This is a genomic window from Desulfosporosinus acididurans (assembly GCF_001029285.1).
In the GTDB taxonomy this organism is placed as follows: domain Bacteria; phylum Bacillota; class Desulfitobacteriia; order Desulfitobacteriales; family Desulfitobacteriaceae; genus Desulfosporosinus; species Desulfosporosinus acididurans.
Genome location: NZ_LDZY01000001.1, coordinates 94372 through 113368 on the forward strand (window position 1 = coordinate 94372; position 18997 = coordinate 113368).

Annotated in this window: 18 protein-coding genes and 1 pseudogene; 4 read left to right on the top strand and 15 right to left on the bottom strand. The window is 41.8% G+C overall.

Features of this window, described 5'->3' with window-relative positions; translation table 11 throughout:
- Nucleotides 1-152: 152 nt before the first annotated feature.
- Together DEAC_RS00455 and DEAC_RS00460 are read right to left on the bottom strand one after the other, a co-directional pair.
- Complete coding sequence (locus DEAC_RS00455; protein WP_047808073.1) at nucleotides 153-1220, bottom strand: PrpR N-terminal domain-containing protein; 1068 nt, start codon at nucleotides 1218-1220, stop codon at nucleotides 153-155.
- Nucleotides 1221-1525: 305 nt separating this feature from the next.
- Nucleotides 1526-2287, bottom strand: a pseudogene (locus DEAC_RS00460) (zinc-binding dehydrogenase); the annotation flags it as partial.
- A gap of 244 nt (nucleotides 2288-2531) precedes the next feature.
- On the opposite strand from DEAC_RS00460, the gene DEAC_RS00465 reads away from it, so the two are divergent.
- Together DEAC_RS00465 and DEAC_RS00470 are read left to right on the top strand one after the other, a co-directional pair.
- A complete protein-coding gene (locus tag DEAC_RS00465) occupies nucleotides 2532-2792 on the top strand; it encodes a hypothetical protein (RefSeq protein ID WP_047808074.1) in 261 nt (86 codons plus the stop codon).
- 132 nt (nucleotides 2793-2924) lie between these two features.
- On the top strand, nucleotides 2925-4097 hold the full coding sequence (locus DEAC_RS00470; RefSeq protein ID WP_047808075.1) for an amidohydrolase: 1173 nt from the start codon (nucleotides 2925-2927) through the stop codon (nucleotides 4095-4097).
- Nucleotides 4098-4336: 239 nt separating this feature from the next.
- On the opposite strand, the gene DEAC_RS00475 is transcribed toward DEAC_RS00470, so the two are convergent.
- A complete protein-coding gene (locus tag DEAC_RS00475) occupies nucleotides 4337-4612 on the bottom strand; it encodes a hypothetical protein (RefSeq protein WP_047808076.1) in 276 nt (91 codons plus the stop codon).
- A 302-nt stretch (nucleotides 4613-4914) separates the two neighbouring features.
- Between DEAC_RS00475 and DEAC_RS00480 the strand changes: the two genes are divergently transcribed.
- On the top strand, nucleotides 4915-5808 hold the full coding sequence (locus DEAC_RS00480; protein ID WP_047808077.1) for a metallophosphoesterase: 894 nt from the start codon (nucleotides 4915-4917) through the stop codon (nucleotides 5806-5808).
- A gap of 448 nt (nucleotides 5809-6256) precedes the next feature.
- Here DEAC_RS00480 and DEAC_RS00485 read toward each other — a convergent pair whose 3' ends face one another.
- From DEAC_RS00485 to DEAC_RS00490, 3 genes are all read right to left on the bottom strand, one after another.
- The gene (locus tag DEAC_RS00485; protein ID WP_047808078.1) at nucleotides 6257-6658 is read right to left on the bottom strand and encodes a hypothetical protein; all 402 of its coding nucleotides are present in this window, start codon (nucleotides 6656-6658) and stop codon (nucleotides 6257-6259) included.
- Between the two features lie 208 nt (nucleotides 6659-6866).
- Nucleotides 6867-7106, bottom strand: coding sequence for a hypothetical protein (locus tag DEAC_RS24065; RefSeq protein WP_083995783.1), 240 nt, complete (start codon nucleotides 7104-7106; stop codon nucleotides 6867-6869).
- 73 nt (nucleotides 7107-7179) lie between these two features.
- Nucleotides 7180-8052 (bottom strand): M23 family metallopeptidase, encoded by an 873-nt coding sequence (locus DEAC_RS00490; protein ID WP_047808079.1) that lies wholly within the window; start codon nucleotides 8050-8052, stop codon nucleotides 7180-7182.
- A gap of 114 nt (nucleotides 8053-8166) precedes the next feature.
- On the opposite strand from DEAC_RS00490, the gene lexA reads away from it, so the two are divergent.
- On the top strand, nucleotides 8167-8784 hold the full coding sequence (lexA, locus tag DEAC_RS00495) for a transcriptional repressor LexA (protein ID WP_047808080.1): 618 nt from the start codon (nucleotides 8167-8169) through the stop codon (nucleotides 8782-8784).
- A gap of 295 nt (nucleotides 8785-9079) precedes the next feature.
- On the opposite strand, the gene DEAC_RS00500 is transcribed toward lexA, so the two are convergent.
- The 9 genes from DEAC_RS00500 to DEAC_RS00540 all read right to left on the bottom strand — a co-directional run bounded on the left by DEAC_RS00500 (nucleotide 9080) and on the right by DEAC_RS00540 (nucleotide 18938).
- Nucleotides 9080-10183: a D-alanine--D-alanine ligase family protein gene (locus DEAC_RS00500; RefSeq protein ID WP_242847038.1), complete on the bottom strand. Its 1104-nt coding sequence runs from the start codon at nucleotides 10181-10183 to the stop codon at nucleotides 9080-9082.
- 130 nt (nucleotides 10184-10313) lie between these two features.
- Nucleotides 10314-10859 carry a signal peptidase I gene (gene lepB, locus DEAC_RS00505; RefSeq protein WP_047808082.1) on the bottom strand — a complete coding sequence of 182 codons (546 nt, stop codon included), beginning with the start codon at nucleotides 10857-10859 and terminating at the stop codon, nucleotides 10314-10316.
- A gap of 68 nt (nucleotides 10860-10927) precedes the next feature.
- Nucleotides 10928-12193: a methionine gamma-lyase family protein gene (locus tag DEAC_RS00510; protein WP_047808083.1), complete on the bottom strand. Its 1266-nt coding sequence runs from the start codon at nucleotides 12191-12193 to the stop codon at nucleotides 10928-10930.
- A 32-nt stretch (nucleotides 12194-12225) separates the two neighbouring features.
- Nucleotides 12226-13836, bottom strand: coding sequence for a GTPase HflX (gene hflX / locus DEAC_RS00515; protein WP_047808084.1), 1611 nt, complete (start codon nucleotides 13834-13836; stop codon nucleotides 12226-12228).
- A 21-nt stretch (nucleotides 13837-13857) separates the two neighbouring features.
- Nucleotides 13858-14823 carry an AAA family ATPase gene (locus DEAC_RS00520; RefSeq protein WP_047808085.1) on the bottom strand — a complete coding sequence of 322 codons (966 nt, stop codon included), beginning with the start codon at nucleotides 14821-14823 and terminating at the stop codon, nucleotides 13858-13860.
- A gap of 74 nt (nucleotides 14824-14897) precedes the next feature.
- The gene (gene typA, locus DEAC_RS00525; protein ID WP_047808086.1) at nucleotides 14898-16721 is read right to left on the bottom strand and encodes a translational GTPase TypA; all 1824 of its coding nucleotides are present in this window, start codon (nucleotides 16719-16721) and stop codon (nucleotides 14898-14900) included.
- Between the two features lie 186 nt (nucleotides 16722-16907).
- Nucleotides 16908-17147 (bottom strand): RNA chaperone Hfq, encoded by a 240-nt coding sequence (hfq, locus tag DEAC_RS00530; RefSeq protein WP_047808087.1) that lies wholly within the window; start codon nucleotides 17145-17147, stop codon nucleotides 16908-16910.
- Between the two features lie 35 nt (nucleotides 17148-17182).
- On the bottom strand, nucleotides 17183-18124 hold the full coding sequence (gene miaA, locus DEAC_RS00535; RefSeq protein ID WP_047808088.1) for a tRNA (adenosine(37)-N6)-dimethylallyltransferase MiaA: 942 nt from the start codon (nucleotides 18122-18124) through the stop codon (nucleotides 17183-17185).
- 13 nt (nucleotides 18125-18137) lie between these two features.
- A complete protein-coding gene (locus DEAC_RS00540; protein ID WP_047808089.1) occupies nucleotides 18138-18938 on the bottom strand; it encodes a class I SAM-dependent methyltransferase in 801 nt (266 codons plus the stop codon).
- Nucleotides 18939-18997 lie beyond the last annotated feature (59 nt).

The following is an 18997-nucleotide window of genomic DNA, read 5'->3' on the forward strand; positions in this document are numbered from 1 at the left end:
TTTTTTCATTTCTCGGATCCTGAAAAACTAAGTGAGCAGTTCGAATACAAATTATAGGTTTTTAACGAAAACCTTAGACAAAATGCATTAAGCAAAAGTCCGGCAATATGCCGGACTTTTGCTTAATGCATTTTGTTGTTCCACTTCTCAAATTATTTTGACACGGAGGTTAACTTTTCCCCTACCAATTTAAGGCTCTCTAATTTCTGGGACAAATCTTGAGTGGCAGTTGCTTGCTCTTTAGTTATCACATTACTCTGCTCAACATTTTTTTGCACGCGAATGACTGAATCACGAAATCTCTTAAGCATCTCATCAATATCCTTAACCGACTTATTGCTCTCCACGGCCAGTTTGCGTACTTCCTCAGCCACCACAGAAAAACCCCGTCCATGTTCCCCTACACGAGCAGCCTCAATTGCCGCATTGAGGCCCAATAAGTTCGTTTGCTGAGCCACCCTGCGAATTACTTGTAATATTTCTGAAATACCATTAACCTCTTGAGTGGCAATTTGGGCGATATTAAAGGATTCTTCGCTTGAAGCGGCTAGTTCCTCAGAAGAGGCCGCTAATTCCTCAACAAAAGCAGCTGATTGTTCCAGTTCCGAATAAAGTTCTGTTAACACCTGTTCGTATCGTTGCGTTTTTTCTCGCTCTCTCACTGAGACTTGCGCTATTTTTAACGCCTCGGTTATAGCACGCTTTACTGCCAATTGACCCGATTCAAGGAGGTCCAACATGTATCCGCCCTGTTCCTTAGCTGCCGTATATCCGCCTTTGTCCCCTGTAATAGCCTTAACACCGATTTTGCTTAATTGTTCCAATATTTTGGGAATTTCTTTAATAGTAGTCCATGGCCTAACATATATTGCCGTTTCACCGACAACGAAGTCTGAATCATCCATATCATCTAAAAATCCTTTATGAGCCACCACACCCACTTTTGCCGCTCCACCGGCAATCAAACGCTGAACTGCTTCCAACATCTCAGCAATAGTCATGGTCAGCCCAACAACAGGCTTATCGGTATACTCTTTTAACATATCAACCATAAGGCCTCTGCTGATCATAACATCCGCTTGAGGATTGGCTCTAACTACCTCTGAACCTCGATCAAAGCTTACCACTTCGATAGGAAACGATAAATTGAGCTCATGCATCACCTGTCCCGCAACTTGAGCCATATCAGGCGTCAAAGCTACAAAAAAAATGGAATTCATGATTTTGTTTCCCCCTCGTTAAACTAGGTTATTCCCCTTTTTCTGGATTTTTGGGCGAACATTTATGAATTAAACCGGAGCAATAATGAAAACGACCGGAGTATTTTCATACTTCTATAATTTATATTATTAATTCATATAATTCTACTTCCAACAACAAATATCCTGCATTCGTTACATAATTCGTAAAATATTTGCCTGAAGCGACGTAATATGTGAATACTTTTGTGAATCATCATCCTCCAAAAAAGTTAGCCCTGGCGAACTGCCGGGGCATGTATTGACCATCTGGGGATACCTTTAGACTAAGGTCTCAACACGACTTTGATGCAACTGTCAAGCTTTTGGTCAAATAGTTCATAAGCCTTTTCTCCCTCGGTTAGCGACATTCGATGAGTTATTATATCCGTTGCATCAAACTCATTCTTAATGATCATCTCTAAAATACGATCTATGTACGAATGTGCGGGACATTGGCCCATTTTCAGGGTAACATTTCTGGAAAAGAAATCGCCAAAGGGAAAATTATTATATCTCGCTCCATAGACACCAACCACAGATATTGTTCCCCCCTTACGGACTGCCTGTGAGGCAATTTCAAGGGCCGATTTTGAGCCTCCTTGAATTTTCAGGAGAGTTTCTATTTTTTCGACTGAAGACATTTCCCCATCCATCCCAACACAATCAATAACTACGTCCGCTCCGCCATGGGTTATTTCTTTGATGTATTCTCCGGTATTATCATAGTCATCAAAATTTATCACTTCAACTTTGTTATACTTTCGGGCATGTTCCAACCTGTAATTCAGATTATCCACTGCTATGATTCTATCTGCCCCCATCAAGGCAGCCCACTTTTGGGTAAGTAAACCTACCGGTCCGCAACCTAAAACTACTACGATATCCCCCTTTTTCACACCGCCATTTTCTACCCCCCAGTACGAAGTCGGCAGTATGTCTGTTAGAAAAAGCACTTGTTCATCGGAAAGATTTTCCGGAACTATTCTTGGCCCAACGTTGGCATAGGGTACTCTCAGGTACTCTGCCTGACCACCGTCGTAGCCGCCCATTATATAATGTCATCGGCCTTCATAATTGTAGAATCTTCAACATTTTTAACCTCGACGTGATTGACTCCTTGAAATGTAATTGCTTTCATTCCCTTAGTTCCTTTCTGGTATTTTTATTATCTTTTCATTTTCGTAATAATTCATACCTTCTTTCTGCCCCATCTTCTGTTTTAAATGGCAGTGTACAATTTCAGGAACCTTGTTCACTTAAATCCATAAATTGAATTAAGGGGGGATAAGAATGACAGAAGAGATTCGATGTGTCCATTGCGATAAAAAAAGCAATCAGGATCAATGGTTTATCACAACAGCTTATGCTTTAAACATAAGCATTGAAGAGGTTATAAATCGAGATCAGCCAGTTTTAGTATATTTTTGTCCCAATTGCGGTTTGCCCAATACACGAATAAAAGAAAGCCATGAAGAAATGCCCGCCGAGGAAGAGATTGAAGCAATCAATGAAGAGGTAACCAATAACAAGTCAGATTTTGAGAGCGAGTGAACCCTAGATTATTCATGTTAAGCAAAAAGACGCCGAAAGCGTCTTTTGAGTTTAAGCTTAATTTTATCTGGATAATTTCATAATCTCCTAATGATTATGACAAACTAAAACTACGAAAGGGGGAAAGATCTTTTGGACTCACTGCTTCTTAAACATTGTCTGCTTTTCGAACAAGATGGAAGAACTGTACATAAGGACATTCTAATCGAGATGGGTAAGATTATATCTCTGGAAGAGGATCTTTCTTCTGCTGGTTGTTCTTCAATAATTGATGTTCAAGAGCAATACGTTTTGCCTGGATTTATTGACTGCCATACTCATTTAGGTATTATTGAAGAATGCACGGGAAAAATCGGAGTTGACAATAACGAGACCTCCAATGCGGTTACCCCCCATCTTCGAGGCATCGATGCAGTCAACCCCCTGGATGTGGCTTTTAAAGACGCGGTTAAATCCGGAGTTACAACAGTTATGGTAGGACCAGGGAGTAATAACGTTGTAGGAGGCCTCTCTTTAGCGATTAAAACCTCGGGACGCATCATAGATCAAATGGTCCTAAAAAATCCAGTTGGCTTAAAAATTGCCCTAGGCGAAAATCCAATCAGTACTTATGGCATTGAAAGTATATGCCCCGTTACGAGAATGGGAACGGCTGCTTTAATCAGAGAACTTTTTATGCGAACAGAAGATTATCAAGAATTAAAGCAACAAGGCAAGATTAAATATCGAGATCTTCGTCTTGAGGCAGTTATTCCTGTCCTACAAGGTGAAATTCCTTTAAGGGCCCACGCTCATAGAGCTGATGATATTGTTACCGCAATACGTATTGCTGAAGAATTCAAAATTCATAAACTCGTCATTGAACATGGAACCGAAGCCGATTTGGTCGAAGACTATCTTAAAGAACGCAAAATACCGGTAGCTTTTGGGCCTATGTTAACACCGCGAATTAAGATGGAATTAAAAAGCCGAAATTACAAGACTGCCATTAATCTAGTAAATGCCGGCATAAAAGTAGCTCTAATCACTGATCATCCCTATAATTCTATAGACCAATTGCGTACTATTGCCGCATTGAGTATCGCTGAAGGGCTGAAGCCGTCCGAAGCGCTGTGTGCTCTTACTTCGAATCCTGCAGAAATTTTAGAATGCGGTCAGCAAATCGGGGCTGTTAAAATTGGCTGCGATGCTGATTTGGTTGTCTTCGACGGAGATCCATTTAATCTTAAATCTAAGATCATCTATACATTTGTTAATGGTCAACTGGCATATTCGAAAAATGGAAAACTGTCTTTCAAATCTTAGTATTTTTAAGGAGTTTTCAATATGGTATTACGATGTCCAAAATGCAACAGTAATAAGTATTATTACACCTATATTAACGAGCAAGAAATTGTGCTATGCAGAAGCTGCGGCTATTGGGAATCGATGTCTTTAGATGACTGGGAGAAATTAAGTAATTCTTAAATCTCTGCTTATAACCAAAAGTTCAAATACTTCCGATGCTCATATAAAGTTTAGAGGCGAGTCTTAGGGGTAACAAATTACTCCTCTGGGATAATTTTAGCTCTGTCGAAAGGCAAACGTTTCTTGATATCCATGATCTCTTCCGAAATCGATGCAAAGTTATTAGCGCAGGTTTCGTTGTGGGTTGGCACCTTTTTCAAGGAAGATGCTTTTGGTTCCATTCTCTTTTGAACGTTCTTTCTGTCAAAGTGATACATCGTTTCCCGCCGCCCTTTACGAGAATCGGCAAACCCGATCTTTCGAGCCGGGCGGATGCTGCTTATAGGTTTTATTTCCTCAACATGCTCGTCCAAGTAATATCACCTCCATTTTTATGCCTCTTTGATTATCATTTTATCATTATCCCATAACTTAACTCTAGATAAGATTGTCCATCGCCATCTTTTTTTCAGCTCTTAAGGTTATATTTCCAGCGTCAGAAAAGTAAGTGTGTGTTAATCACTTTTACGTTCCGGATAAATTTTTTTAATACGAATAATTCTCAGCAAAAAGGGTGCACTTAAAGTGCACCCTTTTTGCCTGCAGCCAATATATTAGATTATAAGCCAGCTGCTGCTTGGTTATTGTTTTGATTTAAGCTAATGAGGAGGATGACATGGATAAGTTAGAACGTATTTCAATGATATTTCAAACTGCGGAAGAGATTCTGTTTGACAACTCCTCAAAAATCATCCTAATGAGTGACATCCATAGAGGAGACGGAAGTTGGGCTGATGATTTTTCCAAAAACCAAAATGTTTATTACGCTGCCTTAAACCATTACTACCATGAAAACTATACCTACATCGAAGTTGGTGATGGTGATGAACTCTGGAAAAATAACAAACTAACCGATATCATTAATATACATAATGATACTTTTCTGCTCCTCTCTAAATTTTACAATGAAGGCCGGCTTTATATGATCTGGGGGAATCACGATATCGTTAAACAATCTGAGAATTATGTATTCAATAACTTATATCAATACTTTGATGAACAAGAAAAAAAGTTTATCCCCTTATTTAAGGATCTAAAACTACATGAGGGGTTAATTTTAAGATATCAAGAAACAAATCAGAAGATCCTCTTAATTCATGGACACCAGGTAAATATTATGGATTATGAGCTTTGGAGATTATCAAGATTTCTTGTCAGATATTTATGGAAACACCTCGAGTTATTCGGTATGAATGACCCTACAAGTACAGCAAAAAATTATGAAAAAAAAGAAGATGTCGATCAAGTACTGATTGAATGGGTAAAGGTAAATAAACATCTGCTCATTGCCGGGCATACTCATAGACCTATGTTCCCGGATGTAGGCGCCCCCCCCTATTTTAATGACGGGAGCTGTGTCCATCCGCGAAGTATCACAGGAATCGAAATCAATGATGGATCAATAGCACTTGTCAAATGGAGTGTCAAAACTAAGGACGACGGAACATTATTTATCGCCAAAGAGTTTCTGGAAGGGCCAAGAAAGTTATCCGACTTTCAATATTCCTAGGACAATTTAGCCAAAATCCCTATATGTATAGTTTACTTCCGATTACATTGGTTTATAACATCGTCGGATGCAATTAAGTGCCGTAGAAATGCCTAACATTAAATATGGTATCAATCTACTGATGTATATTGATACCATAAAGATAAGATTAAAATCTGCAGATTGATGATTTTAAGATCTGTAAATTTGAGATGAGAAAGGTCAGTAAAAAAGTGCTTACCACCACCTCCGACCTAAGCCTGGATAACACCCGCACCCGAAAGCGCCGCCATATGGTCCTCCCCAATAATTAAGCCAGTATGGCCACGTCCATACAAGACCCAGAGTTGGCATTTTCCACCCCCTAATCATTACGATCGTATCATTTTGAAATTGCTTGACTCAGTAATAGCATATTCATAATGTTGGTTTTATGTTAATGACTACCTTTTTAGGTGTGGCTTCATCATCACGCTGTAGTGCGTATCGCTCTTTTCTTTTCAAACTCCGCCCATCGTTCTTCCATTGACATTGCTCGAGTCTTCTTTCCTTTAGGAACATTATTATCGGTTTCTTTTTTACTGGAAACGAGGTCTGTTGCAGAGTTCTCCGCTTGGCACGTTTCTTCGATAGACTGCCCTTTAATTTCTTCTTTTGATTCTTCTATTTCCGCCACCACCCGTGCTATTCTGGCGCTTGTTTCTCTTATCCGCTCATCAATTATACTTTCCTTTCTTACATAACTAAGAATTTTTCTCTGTAGCAAAACAATCACTGCTATTAGTACTAAAATGGACAGACCTTCCAGTAATTCGAATAAATTAACCTGAAAACTGATCCTGCGACAAGATTCAATTATTTGATTAATCATATGTTTAGTCCACCTCAATCCTAATTCAAGTGTAATTAACACAGATACTAAAGAAATTGTTAATCTTATTTTCTATAAACAGTCAATAATTACCTTCCGGAATATTGTAATATATTGTAAAATTGCTTCTTTTTTTAGATGCATCACAACAGAACCCCTATATTGGAGTTTCCAACATAGGGGTTTTGCTCTTCTCTTCTTAAGACCCTTATCGATGTTTAAAAGTATAGTTTATGCCTTTTCTACGGAGTCTTTTTCCAGAACTTCGATCTTCCTTATTTATTAGTATATCATCAATTCCGATCTCGGCATAATCACCTTCAAGAGTGTCTAGACACTGACAACAATTATCACATATTTTACTAGGGTCAAGATCGCAGCGATCACACTCACCACAATCTGTGCAAAGCCGGTCTTCCAAAACACATGGTTTACCAATTGTTTTCAAGTTTATCAATCCCTCAGAATTTAGTTATTTTTATGAGTTATCGGCTATTGGATTTATGTTACTCTCTATCATATCATAAAATACCGAATCTGGACAAAATTAATAAATTCCTTTCATCCTTGGAAAGATTATGAATCGCCGCATTGATTCGCTGATCAGCCCAATATTGCCAGACAACGAGAAAAGGATACGGATTTATCCACTGACCATTTGGGATTTCAATACCTAAATGAAGATGATCAGGTGTCGTCAAAGCATCTCCCGTATGACCCATAGTTCCAACGTCTTCACCTGCTTCAATTCGTTTTCCTTTTACCAATTTAGATGATATTGTTTCCAAATGTGCGTAATAATAATAATTCCCATCATCGCCGCGAACTCCAACTCGTTCTCCACCCAGGCGATTCCATCCCAGCTGTTCTATTCTTCCTCCACAAATGTTGATTATCGGAGTACCCTCCGGAGCAAAGAGGTCCGTCCCCTCATGAGCACGTTTGCCTCCTTCACGATCCGCACCGAAACTATCTTCAAACCATGTCTTTCCAACTACCGGGAATCTGTACCTGCCTGGCGTGAGATATTGAACGTGAACTAATATATCTCGACGTCTTGTTACTAGATTTTTTATTGGCAGAGGAATATTCCCCCAGGATAAGTTTTGGAAAGAAATCTTATTTTTGAGCTGTTCGATTAAGAATTGACCCTCTTGGGGAGAAAGTGTTGAACGGATTGCCAGCAAATCCTCCCAGGGAACTACTTTGCCAGACCGATACTCTTGGGAACATTCCTTCACGAGGTTGGGAGAAATCGAGAGCAAGTAAGGATATATATCCTTATCTTGGCTGGGAGAACGATGGAGTAAGTTCCAAAAAACCAAGGCTGCAGCCATCAGACAAAGAATTTGAGTCAATGCTATGAAATAATTCCACTGAACCTTAGTTCGCAAATTATCATCTCCTTTTCTCTAGCTTCCTTCTTTAATCACTGGTTTCGAACATTTGTTTGCGCTTTGTTTTAAGGAATGGTAAAATATACATAAGTATAAGTAGGGAGTGAAAATATGTATCCAGATTTATCGGAACGACAAACTAGAATCTTGGATTTTATTAAGCTAGAAATCCACAAAAAAGGATATCCCCCTTCCGTTAGAGAAATCGGCGAAGCTGTTGGGTTATTGTCTAGTTCTACAGTTCATGGGCATCTTCAAACTCTTGAGGATAAAGGATATATTCGGAGAGATCCCACGAAACCAAGGGCCATCGAGATTTTAGACGACACCAGTGACACTCTCGACTCAAGGAAAGTTGTTCACATTCCAATTATCGGTCGTGTAACGGCAGGGCAACCCATTTTGGCTGTAGAAAATATGGAAGGAACATTTCCCTTGCCTGCTGACCTAGTCCATCAGGAAAATGTTTTTATGCTGCGAGTTCAGGGAGAAAGCATGATTGAGGCTGGAATCCTAGATGGAGACTTAATTATCGTTCATCAGCAAAATGAAGCGCGCAATGGAGAAATTGTCGTTGCCTTAATTGGAGACGAAGCAACAGTAAAGCGATTTTTTAAGGAAAGAACACTCATTCGTCTTCAACCTGAAAACTCGGCAATGGAACCCATCTACTCCCAAGATGTTTCGATTTTAGGCAAGGTCATCGGTGTTTTTCGCACCCTGCATTAACTCCAAACTCCCTAATTAAGATATGCAGCATCCCTCTTACTTAGGTTAAGTACTCACGAACTTAAGTGAACTCGTTCAGCTAAAGCTGAACATCGGGGCTTCGGTGAGGGACTCTAAATAGTAAAGTGAAAAATAATGGGCTGGAACAAACGTCTTTCTCGTTTGCTCCAGCCCATTGCCTTATAAACTAATTCAATTGTAAGAATCCCACTTCTACAAGTGGGCGTAATTCCCATACCATGAACCATGCTTCGTTTTGGTACAATCCATCCTTCAGCGCGATAGCATTTGTTCACTAATCTTTTGATATTTTGCTCTTTTGTTTTTCCTCAAACCGTTCAAATCCCAAGGTAATTAAATGATCAATCAGTTTGGCGTAGGGAATGCCTGTTGCATCCCAAAGTTTCGGGTACATTGAAATCTCAGTAAATCCCGGCAAGGTATTAATCTCGTTGAGAATAATTTCATTCTTGTCTGTCAAGAAAAAATCCACACGGCTGAGGCCGCTTGCATCAACTGCACGATACGCTTCAATGGCCATACTCTGTAATTGTTCAATGATGAATTGAGGAAGAGGCGCCGGTATTTTCAAACTGGAACCAATATCCGAATATTTTGCTTCATAAGAATAGAATTCCTCTGCTGGCAAAATTTCACCGGGCAATGAGGCTTTCGGATCATCATTGCCTAAGACAGCAACTTCGATTTCTCTGCCCACGATATTCTCTTCGACGACAACTTTACGATCATAAGTTGTCGCAAGGTTTAAAGCTTGAATCAGTTCTGAACTGTTATGGGCCTTGGAAATACCCACGCTGGATCCTAAATTGGCCGGTTTCACAAAACAGGGATATCCTATTTTAGCTTCAATAGCTGACACCCAAGTCTCCGGCTGCTTCAAGTAATCAGAACGCAGAAATGTCAGGTAATTGGCTAAAGGAAGTTTTTTATCCAGGAATACCACTTTCATACGGTCTTTGTCCATGCCGAGAGAAGACCCGAGGACACCTGAACCTGCATAGGGAACATTGGCCATTTCTAAAAGTCCTTGCAGCGTTCCATCTTCCCCATAGGGTCCATGAAGGACTGGAAAAACAAAGTCAAATTTACCCTCATTAGGAAGCGTTCGGCCATCTAGGGCAATAAAGCGCTGATCGGACGGATCAAGTACAAGAGTTACTTGAGGAGACTGATTGCTCCCGGAAAACCCCTCCCTAATAATATCTTGAGGGAGAACACCCCAGAACCATTGGCCTTGCTTGTTAATTCCGATAGTTTCAACATCATAGCGATTGCGATCAATCGCTTTAAAAATAGATTGAGCAGAGTTTAGAGAAACTTCGTGTTCCCCTGAACGCCCGCCAAAGATTAGAATCACACGGATTTTGTGATTTTCCACAATCCCCCACCCTCTCATAAGTATTCGTTTAACTATAATTTTCTGCTTGATTATGTTAGTAAGTAACACTAGTTATGGTGATAAGATTCATCACTTTAGTATATGACGCAAATTTAAAAAAGCTCCCACCTTAGCGGGCGAGAGCTCCAAAATGATCAAGCGGCCAATAGCGGAACAATGTACGGCCCGTAATATTTTTTATCGGTAAAAAACCCCAAACCCTTGAATCATCACTGTTATTTCTGTTATCACCCATGACGAATACAGAATCCTTAGGAACAACAACGGGACCAAAATCATTTTTTGATTTTTCTAAGATATAGGGTTCATAGAGTGGTTTATCATTGACATATGTCGTGTGATTACGTATCTCTATCTTATCTCCGGGCAAACCAATAATACGTTTAATAAAATCTTCCGTTGCATGGGCACTCGCAGGCGGTTTAAAAACCACAATATCCCCTCGGGTCAAATGACCGAACTCCTTAAAGAAAAACTTATCAACAATGACCCGGTCTTGAAGCTGAATTGTCGGAAGCATCGAACCGGTAGGTATTTTACGTGCTTCAACAACATAAGTCCGCAACACCCAGGAAAGGGCGAAGGCAATAAGGACTATTTCTAGTAATTCTACAAAAAAGCGAGTCGTGCTTTTCTTGGATTCTAACTCTTCCATAATCCACCCCTTTTCTGTGTTTAATAGTATCACAGGATGGTCAAAGTTCCAAATATCAAGATCAATACTTAAGCTAAGAGTCCTTGCTGCCATAAATTCAGGGCTGCTAAAATATTTCCCGTTTGAATATACCGTTGAGAAATACCCCCTTGCTGGTAGACAATATAAGGTTCTCTTAAAGGACCATCCGCAGAAAATTCGCTCGTTGAACCTTGGACAAATGTCCCGCCGGCCATAATAATTTCGTCTTCGTACCCCGGCATGCCGGAAGGAACAGGTTTAATGTGAGCATCAATTGGAGAACCTTTCTGAAGTCCCTGACAAAAGGCAATCATTTTTTCTCTCGACCCAAGCTTTACAGCCTGAATAAGATCTGTTCTGGGCGATTCAGGTTCGGGATTAACTTCAAAACCTAAAGCTCGCCAAAAAGCCGCGGAAAAAACCGCTCCCTTTAGAGCTTCAGATACCGTTAAAGGACTAAAGAACAATCCTTGATAAAATAAGCGCTCCCATTCCAGGGTTGCACCCATATGACCGCCAACTCCAGGTGCCGTTAAACGCTGTGCAGCCAAACTGACTAAGTCAGACCGTCCGGCAATATACCCTCCGGTAGGGGCAATACTCCCGCCTAAATTTTTGATGAGCGATCCGGCCATTAAATCTGCCCCAATGTCGCCAGGTTCCATAGGTTCTACCAATTCACCGTAACAATTATCAACAAATATTACCACATTAGGAAAGTGACTTTTTACGAAGTCAACAAGTTCTTTGAGTTGGGCAATCGTTAGGGAATTTCTCCAAGCATAGCCCCGCGAACGCTGGACGATCACCATTTTGGTTTTAGCCGTAAGAGCCTCTTTCAACAATTTTAACTGCATATTTCCTTGGCTGTCTAAAGGGATCTCCTGATAGCTTACCCCAAAATCCAGCAAACTTCCTTGTCCTTTTCCTCGAAGTCCGATGACTTCCTCCAGAGTATCATAGGGTGTACCACTTACTGAAATCATTTGATCGCCAGGACGAAGGACACCAAATAAAGCAGCGGCAATGGCATGAGTACCCGAAACGAATTGCCCCCGCACAAGAGCCGCTTCTGTCCCCAGAATACGAGCTGCCACTCTGTCAAGGACGTCCCGTCCGCTGTCGCCAAGACCATAGCCCGTCGTTCCCTGGAGATGATAGGCAGAAACACGTTCTTCTTGAAAGGCTCTTAGTACCTTTTCGTGATTTTGTGCCGAAACTTCTTGCAGAGAGGGCAATTGTTGGCGGAGAACTTCTTCTGCCTCTGCAACTGCTTTATGAATAAACTCCGGCCAGTTAGGATTCAAAAACACGATGCTCCTCCTTATAACGTTTAATGGATAAATTACTCTAGCATAGATTCCAAGACAGTCCAGACAGGACTTAAAGAATCCCCGCGTTTAAGCGATAAAGAGATAGGATAAGGCAAAACCTGGGCCAGCTTTGAGATTTCCTCATCATCCCGAACTTTATCAACTTTGTTGAGAAGTGTGATGATCGGCTTTTCTTGACACTCCAATTGTCCTAAAACCTCGTGGACAGTCTCAGCCTGTTGAATTGCCTGCGGATGGCTTACATCTAGGACATGAATGAGAACATCAGCCTGCTGAACTTCTTCGAGGGTAGCCAAAAATGCTCTAAGCAGCTTAGTAGGCAGTTTGCGGATAAAACCAACTGTGTCACTCAGCAGAATTTCAAGCGCAGGTTTAATTTGAACTCTGCGGACAATAGGATCTAAGGTCGCAAATAATTTATTTTCTCCGCTGGGAATATCAGAACGAAAGCCTGCCTGCTCCATAGCATTTTTCATAAACGTCGTTTTTCCGGCATTTGTATAGCCCACCAAGGCTACTACCGTTAAACCGCTTTTAGCCCGTTGACGCCTTTGAATCTCTCGATGCTGCAGGACAGCTCTCAGCTCTTTCTCCAGAAGATTGATTCGTTCGCGCATTCTCCGACGGTCAAGCTCCAATTTGGTTTCTCCAGGACCGCGTGATCCAATTCCGCCGCCTAGCCTGGATAAAGCTTGTCCTTGTCCTGTTAAATAAGGCAGCAAATGTTTTAGCTGTGCCAGTTCCACTTGAAGTTTACCTTCACGAGAACGAGCACGCTGGGCAAAAATATCTAAGATTAGCCCCGTGCGGTCTAAAACTTTCAATCCCGTTTCCATTTCCAGGGTCCGCAGTTGTGTCGGGGACAATTCATCATCACTAATCAGGACCTCAGCCCTTGTTTCCTGAAGCCGATGAACTAATTCTTCCAGCTTACCGCTGCCTATATAGCTTCGTGACTGGCCGTAACGACGCAGTTGGACAAGCTGCCCAACGACCTCGACTCCCGCAGTAAGTGCTAACTCTGCCAGCTCTTCCAAATCCTCATTAAACTCCTGATCTGCCTCTTGCAAGGCCAGAAGAAAAGCACGCTCTTTTTCAGGTTTCGTCTCTGTCTTTTTCCGCCCCTTGCGATCGTGAGAAGGATCTGGTATTGAATCGTAATAGTCAAACTCCTGCCAGTTATTCGGACTAAGATCAACTACGAAAGGATTACCGTCACTTGTAAGATAAGCAAGCTGAAAACCCGTCAGTTCACCTTGGCGTACTCCAATAGCTGTCATACTTTCCAGCCTTAACGATGTCAAGGCGCTATAATCAAGAGAACTAAGCGTTGGAACTCCATTGGGATGGGTATGCAGACAGCGCAAATGTTTGCTTTGTGATCTTCCCTTAAGAGGCGGGAGAGTAACTGCAGCATGTCTTCCCACTGCTGCCGCAATCAGTACTCCCCCGCGGGAAAGGTAAACACAAATCTCCCGGTTCCAGAGCTGTGTCAAACGGTTTAGGCCTCTAAGAATTTCGGGATGAAGCAATTGCTGCCGCTCCGTTTGATAGTCGGAGAGCATTTTAAGTTCCTGTATCTGACTCGCCTTGATCCCAGACAAATCACCCGAAATTTCCATAGTTCATAACCTCAACTTTAACTATATCGTTTCCATATTAATATCTTCCGGTAGTATTTGAATAAGTTCTTCCCGACTGGACGTTGATTTCTGAAACAAGCGAACAGCCTGCTTGCGTACGGTTTTCTCGACAAGGTTGCGCACTAAGCGTGCATTCCCAGCATAAGGGTGGGAATGCAGCAGGAATTGCAGGTAGCTGCGGAGTGCCTCATTCGCTTCTTTCGTTAACTCGTACTGTCGAGTTTTGAACATCAGATTGCCAATAGCTAACAACTCGTCCAACGTATAATCCGGAAAATCAATATGAATCGGAAAACGCGAACGCAGTCCCGGATTGGTCTGAAGAAACCAATCCATTTCCTGACGATAACCGGCAAGGATCAGGACAAGATTATCCTTATTATCCTCCATGGCTTTAACTAAAGCATCGATAGCCTCTTTGCCAAAATCCTTCTCACCGCCGCGAGCTAAAGAGTAAGCTTCATCAATAAAAAGAACTCCACCTAGAGCCTTTTTGATTTGCTCCCTTGTTTTCTGCGCCGTGTGTCCGATATATTCACCGACAAGATCTGCTCGTTCACATTCAATAACATGCCCTTTTTGCAGAACTCCCATTTCTTTATAAAGGCGACCGACTAAGCGGGCTACCGTTGTTTTTCCCGTCCCTGGATTTCCTCGGAAAATCATATGCAAAACCAAAGGCTCTGATACAAGCTTCTCTTGAACTCTGCGCTTTTGAATTTCCACAAAGGCTTGTAAATCTAGAATAAAACGCTTCACCGTTTCAAGCCCAATATAGGATTGTAATTCAGCAAGAATTTCTGCGATTTTATCCTTATCTTTCTCCGTTGAAGAAAAATTATTTTTTCGGATACGTATCCCTATCCCCTCTGTGGAATGAGCCGACACTTCAGGTTTGGGGGGTATGGGTGTTTGAATCACCGGCGACTGCTGATTTTCCGGATGAAACGTTACTCGAATTGTCATATGTACAGGCACACCTCCCATCCTTACTACTATACGCAGTAAAGAATAAAAGGTGTCCTGATTTTCGTATGGTATTATTTTCCAGTTAGGCTCTTGGCATACTTAACACGTGAGGCATGGTCTAGGAATTTCTTCCTCAGACGTACACTTTTGGGGGTGATTTCAACAAACTCATCATCATTAATAAATTCTAAGGATTGTTCTAAGGACATTTCTTTGGGTTTTTCAAGCCGTAAAGCATCGTCGGCAGCGCTCGTCCGCATGTTGGTGAGGTGTTTTTTCTTACAAACATTTACTTCAATATCCTGTTCGCGGTTATTTTCCCCCACAATCATGCCTGCATAAACATGAAGCCCGGGATCAACAAACAAGTTTCCTCTTTCCTGAGCTGCGTATAACCCATAGGTTGTTGTCTCACCCTCTTCAAAAGCGATCAAAGCCCCTCGAGTTCTTCCGGGAATTTCTCCCTTAAAAGGTTCATACCCAAGGAAGACGTGGCTCATCATACCTTCACCCCGTGTTTCAGAGAGAAACTCGCTTCGAAAACCGATAAGACCTCGGGCAGGAATATTAAACTCAACCCGCAGCTGTGTCTCTGACAGACTGGTCATATTAGCCATTTCTGCTTTTCGTTTCCCTAAGAGTTCCATAACTGCTCCTAAAGATTTCTCCTGAACGTCACAAATGAGAAATTCCATTGGCTCACATTTTACCCCATCAATCATCTTATAGATGACTTCAGGCTTGGAAACTTGCAGTTCATAGCCTTCACGGCGCATGTTTTCAATGAGTATGGAAAGATGTAATTCTCCCCTGCCGGAAACTTTAAAACAATCTGCCGAATCCGTTTCTTCGACTCTTAAACTGACATTCGTCTCAATTTCCTTCCAAAGCCGTTCACGCAGCTTCCGGGAGGTTACGAAATTCCCCTCACGTCCCGCAAAAGGGCTTGTATTAACCATGAAATTCATGGATAAGGTTGGTTCGTCAACCTCAATAACTGGCAAAGCTTCGGGATTAAGAGCACAAGCTACAGTTTCTCCAATATTGGCACTGGTTAATCCCGTTAAAGCAACAATTTCTCCTGCTGACGCTTCGGCGACATCTTGACGCTTCAAGCCCTCAAAAACCATGACCTTGCCAACCTTTGCCCGTTCAAAACTCTCATCACGTTTAATAAGAGTAATAGTTTCGTTTTGATGAACTGTTCCTCTTACGATTCTTCCGACGACAATTTTTCCTACATAATCATCATAATCGAGAGTCGTGACAAGCATTTGAAAAGGAGCTTCAAGGTCCACAACGGGCGCCGGGATATGATCAAGAATAACGGAAAATAAAGGTTCTAAGGTATCCTCAAGAGCATCAGAGGAAAGCCCCGCAATCCCGGCTCGCGCTGAAGCATAGACGACGGGAAAATCCAATTGATTATCCTCTGCTCCCAGTTCTATAAACAGATCTAACACCTCGTCGACAACTTCTGTGGGACGGGCATCGGGACGATCAATCTTATTTATAACAACGATAGGAATCAGTTTTAATTCTAATGCTTTACGCAAAACAAAGCGAGTTTGAGGCATCGGCCCTTCAAAAGAATCGACGATGAGAAGAACGCCGTTAACCATTTGTAAAACTCGCTCAACCTCTCCTCCAAAGTCAGCATGACCCGGAGTATCAATAATGTTAATTTTTGTTCCTTGCCAATGAACGGAGGTATTTTTAGATAAAATAGTAATACCACGTTCCCGTTCTAAATCATTGGAATCCATAACACGTTCCACAACCTGCTGATTTGAGCGAAACGTGCCGCTTTGTTTTAACATCGCATCAACAAGTGTTGTTTTTCCATGATCTACGTGAGCAATAATTGCAATATTTCTTAAATTTCGAGTTTCCATAGTTGGATTGAATTCCTTTCTTTTACCTTAATTAATGCATACAAAGCTAAGATATCATAGTTAGGTATCGAATTCAAGTAAAAAGAACTAAGCCCGGCATTTCCGAACCTAGTTCTTTCGTCCAAAATTAAAATCCTTCAGATCGTTATGTTCGAGAATTAATTTCAGCGAATTATGCTTAGCGTTTTATTCTACAGCAGCTGCAGTTGCTAAATTAATCGGACGTATCGGCATAACCGTAGAGATAGCATGCTTATAGACCATTTGCTGCCGGCCTTCAAATTCAATCACAACCGTAAAATTATCAAAACCTTTGATAAGTCCTTTAAGCTGAAATCCGTTAACCAAATAAATGGTCACGGGAAGGTTCTCCTTACGCACCTGATTTAAGAAGGTGTCTTGTAAATTGATGGGCGATTTATTCATATATTTCCCTCCATCACCTTATATTTCTACGCCATCTATTCTACACGAGTTTGCTGGGCTCTGCAAGTCTGGATTAGCTCTTCAAGGATTTGGTCAATTCCCTCTTCGGTATCATACCAATGAATTCTGGGATCACGGCGAAACCATGTTAATTGACGCTTGGCAAAATGGCGGGTATCCCTTTGTAAAATTCTGAGCATTTCATCCTTTGTCACAAGGCCTTGCAAACACCAGACAGCATGCCTGTACCCAATACTTTGGAGCGGTTTCAACGTCGGAGAGTATCCTGTCTTAAGCAGGTTAAGAGTTTCTTCAAGTAAACCTTCGGCAAGCATTATTTCACACCGTCGATTTATCCGCTCATAAATGATTGCACGGGGAGCAGTTAGCCCAATATAGAGCACCTGAGGATCTAAAGGCCGGTATTCATCATCCTTGAACTGACGCTGACTGGACAATGGTTTACCGGTCAATTCTTGAACTTCTAAAGCCCGAATCACGCGCAGCACATTATTAGGATGCAATTGACGGGCAGTTTCCGGGTCTCGCTGCTCCAGCACCTGATGTAAGGCTTGATTGCCATGATTTTTAACGAATTCCTGCCATTTAAGTCGTATTTCTTCCGAACCATGCTCCCAAAAATCATATGGATCCAGCAAGGAACGAATGTATAGTCCTGTTCCTCCGACCACAATGGGAACATGACCTCGATCACGTATTTCCTCTATCAGAGAACTTGCCGATGTTTTAAACTGAGCAGCTGTAAAAGGTTCCGTAGGATCTAAACAATCGATGAGATGATGGGGGGCGAGTTGCAGTTCTTCCGGAGAAGGTTTGGCTGACCCTATATCGAGTTTTTGATAAACTTGGACAGAATCTCCGGAGATAATTTCTCCCCCGACGTTTTGGGCAAGAGCTAACCCCAATGAAGACTTGCCAATGCCGGTTGGGCCAATAATGATAACCAGTGGTAACAAGACAACTCCTCCATTAAATTATAATAAGACCATAATCAACGGAACTGTATCGACCGCCAGACATTAGTTTGAAACCAAGGCGATTAAACTCCCCGCTGTCCTTCCGTTCCTTAAGCACAACTCTTTTTCGAGCAACTCGGCAGGCATCCTTCACAGTCTGCCGATCAAGAGGACTATGCTCAGACCATTGGTGCAAGGGCTGGATACCATCGGATTCACGAAACGTTCTGCGAAACATCGGATCAAAGTATATCACATCAATAGACTTCGAGGGACAACGGCTTAGAAATTCCTTGTGGTCTGTCCAGCGAACGTCAATCCTTGAGGCGGCATGCACTAAGGATGTCCAAGCTTTTTTCTTATGTTCGGTTCTGGCTTGAAAACTAGTTTCGGAAAGATGCTTTAGACCGTCTTGAATAACTGCGGCCAAAATTGGGGATTTTTCCAGTCCCAAAACATGACCGGACTCTCCTACAACAAGTGCTCCAATTAGAGCGTCAGAAGCCAGCCCCAAGGTTGCATCCAGAAAGGAATCACCAGCCTTTAATTGAGTCGCATCAAGAAAACGGTCTGAACCGCCCCGTAAAATGTTAATAGCCCGAATCAAAGCCATATTAGGATGAAACGCTAAACGGCTTTTCCCCAGGATTAGTTCTGCACCGCGCCTTGAAATTTTTAGTTCAGGAAGAGATCTTAAATTGTTTTGTTGATCAACCCAAGAACATCCCGGTTGTTGTCGGAACCACTGAAGCCGTTCCCAGAGCTCGATGTCGGGCTGAGTAACTCTTAAGCAAATTGGAATAGGCTGATCCATGAATCTCCTCCCTTTAACCCCCCCATTATAACAGTCTCTGCACAAATGTTCTTCTTTTT

Bases quoted from the DNA above. Each gene is read 5' to 3' on its own strand.
- DEAC_RS00455 (WP_047808073.1), bottom strand. From the start codon at position 1,220: ATGAATTCCATTTTTTTTGTAGCTTTGACGCCTGATATGGCTCAAGTT.
- DEAC_RS00465 (WP_047808074.1), top strand. From the start codon at position 2,532: ATGACAGAAGAGATTCGATGTGTCCATTGCGATAAAAAAAGCAATCAG.
- DEAC_RS00480 (WP_047808077.1), top strand. From the start codon at position 4,915: ATGGATAAGTTAGAACGTATTTCAATGATATTTCAAACTGCGGAAGAG.
- DEAC_RS00485 (WP_047808078.1), bottom strand. From the start codon at position 6,658: ATGATTAATCAAATAATTGAATCTTGTCGCAGGATCAGTTTTCAGGTT.
- lexA (WP_047808080.1), top strand. From the start codon at position 8,167: ATGTATCCAGATTTATCGGAACGACAAACTAGAATCTTGGATTTTATT.
- lepB (WP_047808082.1), bottom strand. From the start codon at position 10,859: ATGGAAGAGTTAGAATCCAAGAAAAGCACGACTCGCTTTTTTGTAGAA.
- hflX (WP_047808084.1), bottom strand. From the start codon at position 13,836: ATGGAAATTTCGGGTGATTTGTCTGGGATCAAGGCGAGTCAGATACAG.
- DEAC_RS00520 (WP_047808085.1), bottom strand. From the start codon at position 14,823: ATGACAATTCGAGTAACGTTTCATCCGGAAAATCAGCAGTCGCCGGTG.
- typA (WP_047808086.1), bottom strand. From the start codon at position 16,721: ATGGAAACTCGAAATTTAAGAAATATTGCAATTATTGCTCACGTAGAT.
- hfq (WP_047808087.1), bottom strand. From the start codon at position 17,147: ATGAATAAATCGCCCATCAATTTACAAGACACCTTCTTAAATCAGGTG.
- DEAC_RS00540 (WP_047808089.1), bottom strand. From the start codon at position 18,938: ATGGATCAGCCTATTCCAATTTGCTTAAGAGTTACTCAGCCCGACATC.